This window comes from Ilyomonas limi, from assembly GCF_005233845.1.
GTDB classification, from domain to species: Bacteria; Bacteroidota; Bacteroidia; order Chitinophagales; family Chitinophagaceae; genus Ilyomonas; species Ilyomonas limi.
Genome location: NZ_SZQL01000001.1, coordinates 783700 through 796061, shown reverse-complemented (window position 1 = coordinate 796061; position 12362 = coordinate 783700). Strand labels below are relative to the sequence as shown.

Below are 12362 nucleotides of genomic sequence, written 5' to 3'. Positions count from 1 at the left end.
GATTAGATAATATTTATCTTCAAACGATTAAGCAGATTATATTTGAGAAGTGGAAAAAAAAATAGCTCTTAAAGACGTTGCCCGGCATGTAGGTGTATCAGCCGCGCTGGTGTCTTATGTATTAAACGGCAAGGAAAAGGAAGCAAGGGTTAGCCCTGAAATGAGTAGTAAAATACGCAAGGCTGCTGCCGAGCTGAACTACCAACCCAACGTAATTGCCAAAAGTCTTAAAATAGGTAAAACCAACACCATTGGGTTGATTGTTGCCGACATATCCAATCCTTTTTTTTCCAGCATTGCAAGGATTATAGAAGATGAAGCAAAAAAGCATGGTTATATAGTCATCTTTGGCAGCAGTGATGAAAGTGCAGATAAGCAGCAAGACCTTATTGATGTAATGTTAAACAGGCTGGTAGATGCTTTTATCATTGCACCTTCTGCTGGTACAGAAAAGCAGATAAAGGAGTTAAAAAAAAGGAACGTGCCGGTTATACTCATAGACCGCTACTTCCCGGGTATGGAGGCCGATTGTGTACACATCAACAATTTTCAGGCTGCTAATAAAGCAGTGCAACACCTCATAAAAAACAAGCGTAGCAAAATAGCCATGCTTGCTTACGACAGTCAACTGCCGCACATGCAGGAAAGAAAAGAAGGCTATAAGGCGGCACTGAAAGAAAATGCCTTACGTTTTAAAAATAGCTGGCTGCTCGAAGCATCTTATCAAAACATTGAGCAGGATGTAGCCAAAAAGATGAGTGCTTTATTACAGCCCTTACAGGTAGATGCTTTCTTTTTTGCTACCAACTCGCTGGCCGTTGCCGGGCTTAAGAAAATTAATGAATGTGGTATAAAAGTTCCCGAAGAGCTTGCTATTATATCTTTTGACGAAAGTGATGCGTTTGATTTTTTTTACTCACCGGTAACGTATGTCAGTCAGTCGGTTGCAGATATTGGTAAAGAAGCAGTAAAGCTGGTGGTAAGCAGATTGCATAATAAAACTGCAAAAGCGGCAAACGTGATTGTAGAAGCAAAACTGATAGTGCGGGAAAGTTGTGGCAGCAAAACTAAAAAGAAGAAGTAAGTGTAAAAGAAAATTAGTTAAAAGTAATGCTGCGTCATCCGGCGTGCAGAACCTGTAGATAAAATTAATGAACCATAATGTTAAGGACATAACCGATATCTTAAACAAACACATTAACGATAGCCAACCTGTATTGAATAATTCTGAAAGAACATGATAAAACAAATTATTTACGCCATTCCAGCCATTATGATGATCACCTCTTCGTGCAACAACAATGCACAGCAATCAACCGATAGCAATAAAGACAGTGCTGCTTATCCACAAGGCACATTTGGTTATGACCTCCACTTTTTACAACAGCACGATGACAGCATGGTGGTATTAAAAGCAGATGATAATGCTGAAATTATTGTATCGCCCAAGTACCAGGCAAAAGTATTCACCTCTACTGCCAACGGCAATGAAGGGCTGAGCTTTGGATGGGTAAATTATAAAGCCTTCTCCGCACCTACCGATGCACACATGAATGCGTATGGCGGTGAAAACCGCTTTTGGCTGGGACCGGAAGGCGGCAGGTTTTCGCTCTATTTCAAGCCGGGTGCCAAAATGGAATTTGATAACTGGAAGACGCCTGCTCCTTTTGACACCGAAAGCTGGAATGTAACTAACAAAACCGGCGATGCTATTACGCTGCAAAAAGATATGCAGTTGACCAATTATAAAGGTACTGACCTGCAGTTGCATGTTGACCGCACCATCCAGATTTTGAACAATAATCAGATAGCACAAAACACCGGATTAACATTGGATACCAGTGTAAAAGCAGTAGGTTATGCTACAACCAATAAGATAACAAATAAAGGCAATGAAGCCTGGACAGAAGCTACCGGCATGCCTTGTATATGGATGCTGGATATGCTTAAAACAACGCCGGCAACTGTGATTGTAGTGCCGTATAAAAACGCAGCCGGACAAAACTTTAAAAACGTAGCTACCACCGATTATTTCGGAGAAATACCAGCCGATAGATTAAAGCATGATGATAATAAATTGTTCTTAAAAGCCGATGGCAAAAGCCGGGGCAAACTGGGCATTAAACCAACCTATGCAAAGCCGGCATTAGGTAGTTATGACGCATCTACAAAAGTGCTTACGGTAGTAATGTTTCAGCCGGATTCTTCTGCCAAATATTTAAACCAGGAATGGAATACGACAAAACCAACATTCTCCGGCGATGCGGTAAATGCATATAACGACGGACCGCTGGCAGATGGCTCACAAATGGGACCTTTTTATGAAATAGAAAGTGTGTCCCCGGCTGCTTTCTTAAAGCCAAATGAGTCGCTTACACACAAGCATTCAGTATATCACTTTACCGGCAATGAGCGGGCATTAGATGCCGTTGCACAAAAGCTGCTGGGCACTTCCATCAGCGAAATAAAAGGAGCATTTCAGTAAATAGAGATAACGGTTGACAACTATTAGTTGGCAGATACCTGGATTATTATTCTCTGTTTTTCAAATCTGCTATCTGTCATCTTTCAATTGTCAACTCATTATTCATTATTCACAATTGACAATTCACAACTTACAACTCGCATTATGAATTCAACAACTATTTATCCTAAAATAGGCATTCGCCCAATAATAGACGGACGCCTTGGTGGTGTGCGCGAATCACTGGAAGAAACGACTATGAAAATGGCACAAAACGTTGCGGCTTTATACCAAAAAGAATTGCACTATCCGGATGGTTCACCAGTGCAATGTGTAATAGCCGATACCTGCATTGGCGGCGTGTACGAAGCTGCCCAATGCGCACAAAAGTTTGAAGCCAATAATGTAGGTGTATCCTTGTCTGTTACCCCCTGCTGGTGCTATGGCAGTGAAACAATGGACATGAATCCACTGTTGCCTAAAGCTATATGGGGCTTTAATGGTACAGAGCGCCCGGGTGCAGTTTATCTGGCTGCAACACTGGCTGCACACAACCAAATGGGCTTGCCTTCTTTTGGTATTTATGGCAGGGATGTGCAGGACTTAGGCGATGAAACCATACCGGGAGATGTAAAAGAAAAGCTGCTCAGCTTTGCCAGATCGGGACTTGCCGTGGCTATCATGCGTGGCAAATCTTACCTGGCTATCGGCTCGGTATCTATGGGTATTGCCGGCTCTATTGTAGTGCCCGATTTCTTTAGAGAGTATCTCGGTATGCGCAATGAATATGTAGATTCTTCTGAAGTATTACGCCGTGTGGAAAAGAAAATTTATGATGAAGGAGAATATGAAAAAGCATTAGCCTGGGTAAAACAACATTGCAAAGAAGGCGAAGATTATAATCCAAAAGAAAAACAATTTTCGCGCGAAGAAAAAGATAAGCACTGGGAGTTTGTAGTAAAGATGACTATCATTATCCGCGACTTAATGACAGGTAATGCGCATCTGAAAGACAAAGGCTTTGGTGAAGAATCGCTGGGACATAATGCCATTGCTTCCGGCTTTCAGGGACAACGCCAGTGGACAGACTTTTTACCTAATGGCGATTTTTCTGAAGCAATCCTTAACTCTTCTTTCGACTGGAACGGCATACGTGCCCCCTATATGGTTGCCACCGAAAACGACTCCTTCAATGGCATTAGCATGTTATTTGGCTATTTACTCACCAACACGGCTCAAATATTTGCTGATGTTCGCACGTACTGGAGTCCTGATGCTGTAAAACGAGTTACAGGTTACACGCCCGAAGGTGCTGCCGTCAATGGGTTTATTCATCTTATTAATTCCGGCTCGGCTACATTGGACGGCAGCGGACAGCAAAGCAAGGATGGGAAGCCGGTAATGAAGCCTTTCTGGGAGATTAGCGAAGCAGAAGCAAACGCCTGTTTAGATGCAACTACCTGGTATCCTGCTAACAATGGTTATTTCCGGGGTGGTGGATATTCTTCAAAATTTGTTACCAAAGGTGGTATGCCGGTTACCATGTGTAGAATCAATCTGGTAAGAGGCCTTGGCCCGGTACTGCAAATTGCCGAAGGTGAAACAACAGACTTGCCCGCCGAAGTGCATAAAACATTAGATGACCGCACCGATAAAACCTGGCCTACTACCTGGTTTGTGCCACGCATTACCGGCAAGGGCGCTTTCACAGATGTGTACAGTGTAATGGCGCATTGGGGTGCCAATCATGGTGCCATCAGTTACGGACACATTGGGCACGATTTAATTACGCTGGCTTCCATGCTGCGCATACCCGTTTGTATGCACAATGTAGAGGAAGATAAATTATTCCGTCCTTCTGCATGGAATGCCTTTGGTTCTGAAACCGAAGGTGCTGATTACCGCGCCTGCAGCACGTATGGACCTCTGTATAAATAAGGACGGAGATTGAGGAAGATGTCCCGGATTGCCAGGATTAATAAAGAATGGGATACTACTATAAAAGGCTAACGCATCCAGCATTAACGGAGGAGAATACTATTTAATCATCAAACTTGCTTTTAATTCATCAATAGATAAACAACGTATTTCTTGCTATGAAAAAAAACAAATCTGCATCACTTACCCGGCTGCCCAATGGTACCAGTTTTCTTATGCCGTTTGCACTTATCTCCAGCCTCTTTTTGTTGTGGGGCTTTGCGCATGGTTTGCTAGATGTGCTGGACAAACACTTTCAGGACATATTGCATGTAACCAAAGCGCAATCGGGCTTTGTGCAGTTCTCGTTGTATATCGGTTATCTGGTGATGGCTGTGCCCGCAGGTTTTATCATCAAACGATATGGTTATAAAACAGGGATTATTGTTGGGCTTAGCCTGTTTAGCATAGGAGCATTTTTATTTTACCCCGTAGCTAAGCTGGAAGCTTTTACACCATTCCTCGTAGCCCTGTTTGTCATTGCCTGCGGATTGGCTTGTTTAGAAACATCTGCTAATCCTTATTCTACTGTATTAGGACCAAAAGAATATGCAGCAAGACGTATCAATATCTCACAATCGTTTAATGGTTTGGGCTGGATATTAGGACCATTGATGGGCGGGCTGCTCATTTTTGGCTCCGAAAATAAAGGCGGTGGCGACAAGTTTGAATCTATGGTAACGCCTTACATGATTGTAGGTTGTGTAGTAGTGGTGGTTGCCATTGTTTTCCTCTTTACCAAACTGCCCGAAATTGAGCAGGAAAGCAAAACAGAAACAGATGAAGATCCACCTATGAGCCACCTGTTAAGACACCCGGCTTTTGTGATGGCAGTAATTGCACAGTTTTTATATGTTGCTGCACAAACAGGAGTCAATTCTTTCTTTATCAACTATGTTACAGAAGCTGTTCCCAAGCTGCAAACGCCGGTACAGGGTATCATGCAACACCTTGGCATTTTTGGCAGTGTTTTTATGCCTAAGAATCCCGAGCAGGCCGCTTCGTTGATACTGGCAATCGGCGGTATGGGTTTGTTTTGGATAGGACGTTTATCCGGCTCTTATCTTATGAAGTTTATAGCTCCGCAGCGATTACTTATGGTGTATGCTATTGCTAATACATTACTGGTTGGCGTTGTTATTTTAGGGTTGGGATGGTTCTCGGTAGTTGCGCTTTTCTCTACCTACTTTTTTATGTCTGTTATGTTCCCAACCATATTTGCTTTGGGATTAAGAGACCTGGGACCGCTTACTAAAAAAGGAGCATCGTTTTTAGTGATGGCCGTTGCGGGTGGTGCATTTTGTCCGCCGGTAATGGGCTTAATCGGCGATCATTATGGTATGCCGATAGCTTTTGCTATTCCTTTATTTTGTTTTGCTTTTATTGGCTGGTATGCTATCAAAAGGAGCAGCAAAGCCGAAATGGCAGGAGAAAGTAAAGTAACAGTGCTGCAATACCATTAGTATCAACATAGCCTGCTTATCCGGTTAATAAAACCAATGGTTTCATCTATTATACAAAAGATAATATTCTGTTGCCTGCCAAATGAGTTGCAGAAGCATACATGATTTTCATTCCTTACTAAAATAAAATTGCGCATGACCAACATAAATAAAAGACGCTCGTTTTTAAAATCCATTGCTATGGGCAGCGCTGGTGCCGCACTTGCACCCACAAGTTTGCTCAAAGCTGCTGAAAGCCCGGGACAGCAGCAAGCTGAACAAGAAAACAAACAAACGCCTGGTGGTGCTGCTAAGCGCAAATACAATACACCTTACACCGGCGAAAACCTCAACCGGCTCGCCTTTCCTATTGGTGGTTTAGGTGCGGGCATGTTTGCGCTCGAAGGTACCGGTGCTATCTCGCATATGAGTGTGCGCAATCATCCGGAAATTTTTAATGAGCCTTCCCTATTTGCAGCTATTGCCCTAAAAGAAGTAACAAATGGCGTAAAAGTACTGGAAGGTGGAGTACCTGATTGGAAAATGTTTGGACAGCGCGGTACCGGCAATGGCGCAGCCGGCACTACTTATGGTTTGCCACGTTTTCAAAAGGCGGAGTTCACCACCAAATTCCCATTTGGCACCATTCAATTGCAGGACGCAGATATTCCTTTAAAAATAACTATAAAAGGCTGGAGCCCTTTTATACCAACCGATGAAGACAACAGCAGTTTACCTGTGGGCGCTTTGGAATATTCATTTACCAATAACACTACCAAAAATATAGAGGCTGTTTTTTCTTTTAACACCAAAAATTTTTTAGCCACGGAAGATAGTGCTGTAAATAAAATAGGCAAAACAGCCAATGGTTTTGTTTTAATGCAGGAAGCAGCCAAAGATAAGCCGCAGACAGCAGGCAGTTTCGCTATTTTTACAGATGAGGCTAACACCATTGTTGATCATTGCTGGTTTCGAGGTGGCTGGTGGGATCCACTTACGATGGCATGGAATACCGTACGTGATGGCAACATCAGAGCAACCGAACCAGTAGAAAAAGACGCACCCGGCGCATCGTTGTTTGTACCATTTACCTTACTGCCCGGTGCTACTAAAACGGTGCGCCTGATGATGGCATGGTATGTACCGGAAACCAATCTGCATATTGGCGAGGTAATGATGGATGAAAAGAAAAATTGCAGCCCGGAAAGTGGATGTTGTGCGGCGCCGGAAGATTTAGGGGTAAAAAATGGCAAACAAAGTCCTTCGCCCAATTACAAACCCTGGTATAGCAGCCGCTTTGCCAATGTAGAAGACGTAGCTCAATACTGGCGCAATAATTACAACGATTTATACAAAAACACAAAGCTTTTTTCTGATGCTTTTTATGCCAGCACCTTACCTGCCGAAGTAATGGAAGCAGTGGCCGCAAATCTTACTATTATTAAGTCTCCAACTGTGCTGCGGCAGTACGATGGCAGGCTATGGAGCTGGGAAGGCTGCGGCGATGATGGCGGTTGCTGCCATGGCTCCTGTACACACGTATGGAATTATGCACAGGCAATACCACATCTTTTTCCTGCATTGGAAAGAACATTGCGTAATACCGAGTTTTGTGAAAATCAAAATAAGGAAGGTCACCAGGGTTTCAGGGCCAATATGCCCATCAGTCCATTGAAACACGACTTTCATGCAGCAGCAGATGGACAACTGGGCGGTATTATGAAAGTATATCGCGACTGGCGCATTAGCGGCGATAGTGCATGGCTTGCCAAAATTTACCCGGTGGTAACTACCAGCATGGATTACTGCATAAAAATCTGGGATCCGCGCAGCAAAGGCGTTGTAGAAGAGCCACATCACAATACGTATGATATTGAGTTTTGGGGCCCCGATGGCATGTGTACCTCGTTTTATCTCGGTGCCTTATATGCTACGATGCAGATGGGAAAACACCTCAACAAAAACATCAGCAAATATGAGGATTTGTACAGCAAAGGCAAGCAATACATAGAAACAAAACTGTACGATGGAGAGTATTTTTTTCAGGATATAGAATATAAAAACCTGAATGCAGAAAATCCGGCTACTGCCAAGTCGTTTGGTGGCGATTACTCTGCCGAAGCTATTGCCATACTGCAAAAAGAAGGTCCAAAGTATCAATACGGCAAAGGCTGCCTCAGCGATGGCATCTTAGGCGCATGGATTGGCAGTATGTGCGGGCTGTTCGATTTTATTGATCCACAAAAAGTAGCGAGTCATTTATTAGCTGTACATAAGTACAACCTTCGCACCACATTAAAAGAACATGCCAACCCGCAGCGCCCGGCGTATGCATTAGGCAGCGAAGGAGGTTTATTACTATGCACTTGGCCAAAAGGTGGCAAATTATCATTGCCCTTTGTATATAGCGATGAAGTGTGGACCGGCATTGAATACCAGGTAGCCTCGCACCTGATGGAGATGGGACACGTGCAGGAAGGGCTTGACATTGTACGACTTTGCCGCGACCGGTATGATGGCACCATACGCAATCCTTTTAATGAGTATGAATGCGGACATTGGTATGCACGTGCTATGAGCAGTTATGGCATGCTGCAAGGGCTTACCGGCGTGCGCTACGATGCGGTGGATAAAACATTGTATATTGATTCAAAAATTGGAGATTTTACTTCTTTCCTATCAACCGCTACCGGCTTTGGCACTGTTACTTTTAAAGGTGGTAAGCCAAGCTTGAAAGTAGTGTATGGAAACATTGATGTAGATAAAACAATAGTAGGCGGTAAAGCAGTAAAAGCATGATGTGCATTGCAAAAGATACCGTAGTTGCAATGCGCTACATTATGCGCAATAGCAAAGGCGCAGTGTTGGAAGATACGATGAATGCTGCACCTGTAAGTTATTTACATGGTTCCGGCGACATACAATCACTGTTGCAGGCACAATTGGAAGGTTTGAAAGCGGGCGATAAAAAGATAGTTTACCTGCAAAAAGAAAGTGGATTGATTGATGATGATTTCAGTTTTGAGGTAATTATCGATAACGTTCGTGCTGCATTGCCGGAAGAAATATTGCTGGGCTATCCGGTAAAGATAAATACAGACAAATGTGAAGTGAATTGTGATTGTTATACCTGATTTATTTTATTCAATCAAACATGAAAATACATCTCCTTAGCGGCTTCTTAGGTAGTGGTAAAACAACAGCTATTCAATATGCCTGCTATAATTTGTTACAGCAGGATATCAAAGTAGGTGTTATCACCAACGACCAGGGAATAAAGCTGGTGGATGGCAGCTTTTTTGAAAGCCTCGGCATACCCAACAAACAAGTAATAAATGGGTGTTTTTGCTGCAATTACAACGATCTTGATGCCTCCATCCAATCATTGATAGATGCCAACAATCCCGATGTAATTTTTGCAGAGTCGGTAGGCTCCTGTACCGATATAGTAGCTACGGTATCAAAGCCTTTGCAACACATCCGCAAAGATGTACAGGTGACCATTTCTACCTTTGCAGATGTACGCTTGCTGCAAATGTTACTTGCAGGTAATAGTAATGTTTTTGATGAAGCGGTTAGTTACATTTACCATAAACAATTAGAAGAAGCAGGTATTATTGTGATGAATAAAATAGATCTGATAAGCACGACAGAACTGGATAAAATAAAGGAATTAATGCAGGAAAAATACAGCACCAAAACATTGCTGTATCTAAGCGCAACAGATGCAGATGGCATTCAGCAATGGCTGCAAACATTGAATACTTTTTCACCTGCACAACATTCCGCTTTGCAAATAGATTATGAAATATATGGTGCCGGGGAAGCAAAGCTGGCGTGGCTGGATGAAGAACTTACCATTTACAACAGCACAGACAATGCTGTACAAAGTGCAGTTGCTTTAGCCAGTACTATTTACCAAAAAATACAACAGCAACACTTTGCCATCGGGCATTTGAAGTTTTTACTAAATGACAATATTAAACTAAGCTATACCGCCACTACGCAGCCCGATAATCAGTATATTATTACCAATCAATCCACCGCCACACTGCTCATTAATGCAAGAGTGCAGGTAACGCCTGAAGCATTAGACCGGCTGGTAAAAGCAGCAATAAAAGACATTGAAATAGCAACAAACAGCCATATTACCATCAGCAGCATTTCCGCTTTTCAGCCTGGCTATCCACGACCAACTTATCGCATGGCAGATTGAAAAGATCTATAAAAACAGGTAGTCATTTTAAAACTGCCTTAACGTAATTTGCTGCGTAAACATTTGGAAGCTATGCTATAATTACCGTACATTTGCTACCGGAAAAATGAAATGACAGAAGGGAACGCTCAACGTTCCCTTCTCTTTTTCTTAAACGATATGACAATAGAAGAGCAGCTACAACGCATAGAAGCATTAACCAATGGAATGCTCAGCAATGAGCCGGAATATTTTTTGGTATCCTTAAGAATAAAACCTACCAACAACGTTAAAGTTTATTTAGATGGAGACAATGGCTTGTCCATCGAAAAATGTGTGTATTTCAACCGCAAGTTATATAAGCTCATTGATGAAAACGGATTTTTTCCACCCGGCGAATTTTCGCTCGAAGTATCCTCGCCCGGCGTGGAGGAGCCGCTTAAAATGCACCGCCAGTACAGTAAAAATATAGGCAGGCTGGTAGAAGTGATTTTTACGGATGGCACTAAAAAAGAAGGCAAGCTGGTGCAGGCAACCGATCAGGACATTATTATAGAAGAAATGACCGGCAAAGGCAAAAAGGCTGTAACCCAGAAAGTAATAATACCATTTAATAATATTAAAACAACAACCGTTCAAATTCAATTTTAAACGTACGGCTTTGGCGCATTTAACCGCACATCGTACATCTTACATCGTAAATCGTACATAAAGTATGGCTAGTATCAATCTCATAGAAGCATTCCAGGAGTTTAAGGATGCCGAAAATATAGACCGCCCTACCATGATGAAAGTGGTAGAAGACGTGTTTAAAACATTGCTTCGCAAAAAATATGGCAGCGACGAAAATTTCGACGTTATTGTAAACGCCGAAAAAGGTGACCTGGAAATATTCCGCCGCCGCATGATTGTAGAAGACGGCGAAGTAATGGATCCGCTGGCCGAAGTGGAATATTCGGAAGCAGTGAAAATAGAGCCGGACTTTGAAGTGGGCGAAGAGTTGTTTCAGGAAGTGGATATGCTCGACTTTGGACGCCGCGCTATTTTAGCAGCCAAGCAAACACTGGCAAGCCGTATCAGTGATCTGAAGAAGAATGTATTGGTGAAGAAATACGGCGACCGCATGGGTGAGATTATTACTGCTGAAGTGTACCAGGTGTGGAAAAAAGAAGTGCTGTTGCTGGACGAAGAAAACAATGAATTAATTCTTCCAAAATCGGAACAAATACCACAGGATTACTTTAAAAAAGGTGAAATGGTGCGTGCAGTGGTACGCCGCGTGGATTTAAAAAACAATTCACCTGTGATTATTGTAAGCCGTACTGCACCTGAGTTTTTGGCAAAGCTGCTGGAGATAGAGGTGCCGGAAATTTTTGACGGTTTAATTACTATCCGCAAAATTGTACGTGAGCCCGGCGAGCGTGCCAAGGTAGCCGTGGAAAGCTTTGACGACCGCATTGATCCCGTAGGTGCTTGCGTAGGTATGAAAGGCAGCCGTATCCACGGTATTGTACGCGAACTGAAGAACGAAAATATTGATGTGATAAATTATACTACCAATATTCAGTTGCTTATTCAACGCTCACTTACCCCGGCAAAAATCAGCTATATGAATTTGGATACGGAGAAAAAGCAAGCGGATGTATATTTAAAAGCCGATCAGGTGTCGTTAGCAATTGGTCGTCGGGGCGTTAATATCAAACTGGCACAGGAACTTACCGAATATGATATTGATGTGTTCCGCGAAAATGAAGGACAGGAAGAAGAATACGATATAGATTTGGATGAGTTTAGCGATGAAATTGAACCCTGGATTATTGATGAACTGAAACGCGTGGGTTGCGATACTGCCCGCAGCGTGCTCGATTTATCTGCCAGTGAGCTGGAGCGTCGTACCGACCTGGAACGTGAAACAATTGCCGACGTACGCAAAGTTTTGCAGGATGAGTTTGACAGGGGCTGATAATATAATTGTGGCAAAGCACTTGATAGATAACACCAGGTTTTTTTAAGTATATAAAAAAGTAAGCATCGTTTTAAAATTGTGGACCGAAGAAGTCTTTCGATGATTTGAGCAGACTAACAGGCAGTAGTTATTCATTCATCACCATAAAACAAAATAGTTTAAAAAATATGTAGCTTTTAGTACCGTCAAAGGGTTACAAAAGCTATACTAAATGGTATTAAAGAAGAAATTAGTATTAAGGTTTATTAAATAAAAAATTTAAAATCTAACCGATTGAAGTGCTCCGGAAAAATTCATCTACTTTTATTCATACAAAAG

The 12362-nt window shown here is 42.5% G+C and carries 9 protein-coding genes; all 9 read left to right on the top strand.

From position 1 onward, the window contains the following. Window positions 1–49 precede the first annotated feature (49 nt). The 9 genes from FC093_RS03115 to nusA all read left to right on the top strand — a co-directional run bounded on the left by FC093_RS03115 (window position 50) and on the right by nusA (window position 12041). On the top strand, window positions 50–1084 hold the full coding sequence (locus tag FC093_RS03115) for a LacI family DNA-binding transcriptional regulator (protein WP_137260256.1): 1035 nt from the start codon (window positions 50–52) through the stop codon (window positions 1082–1084). Window positions 1085–1237: 153 nt separating this feature from the next. After that, window positions 1238–2485 carry a DUF6786 family protein gene (locus FC093_RS03110; RefSeq protein ID WP_137260255.1) on the top strand — a complete coding sequence of 416 codons (1248 nt, stop codon included), beginning with the start codon at window positions 1238–1240 and terminating at the stop codon, window positions 2483–2485. Between the two features lie 144 nt (window positions 2486–2629). Next, entirely contained in the window at window positions 2630–4402 is a 1773-nt protein-coding gene (locus FC093_RS03105) for an L-fucose isomerase (protein WP_137260254.1), read from the top strand. Window positions 4403–4560: 158 nt separating this feature from the next. After that, window positions 4561–5904, top strand: a complete 1344-nt coding sequence (gene fucP / locus FC093_RS03100; RefSeq protein ID WP_137260253.1) for an L-fucose:H+ symporter permease — start codon at window positions 4561–4563, stop codon at window positions 5902–5904. Window positions 5905–6039: 135 nt separating this feature from the next. After that, a complete protein-coding gene (locus tag FC093_RS03095; RefSeq protein WP_137260252.1) occupies window positions 6040–8682 on the top strand; it encodes a GH116 family glycosyl hydrolase in 2643 nt (880 codons plus the stop codon). Then, window positions 8679–9017 (top strand): peptidylprolyl isomerase, encoded by a 339-nt coding sequence (locus tag FC093_RS03090; protein WP_137260251.1) that lies wholly within the window; start codon window positions 8679–8681, stop codon window positions 9015–9017. The genes FC093_RS03095 and FC093_RS03090 overlap by 4 nt, the downstream gene beginning before the upstream one ends. 20 nt (window positions 9018–9037) lie before the next feature. Continuing rightward, window positions 9038–10099, top strand: a complete 1062-nt coding sequence (locus FC093_RS03085) for a GTP-binding protein (RefSeq protein WP_137260250.1) — start codon at window positions 9038–9040, stop codon at window positions 10097–10099. Window positions 10100–10210: 111 nt separating this feature from the next. Continuing rightward, on the top strand, window positions 10211–10729 hold the full coding sequence (locus FC093_RS03080; protein ID WP_240743161.1) for an LSm family protein: 519 nt from the start codon (window positions 10211–10213) through the stop codon (window positions 10727–10729). 64 nt (window positions 10730–10793) lie between these two features. Further along, a complete protein-coding gene (gene nusA / locus FC093_RS03075) occupies window positions 10794–12041 on the top strand; it encodes a transcription termination factor NusA (protein ID WP_137260249.1) in 1248 nt (415 codons plus the stop codon). The last annotated feature ends 321 nt before the right edge of the window (window positions 12042–12362 follow it).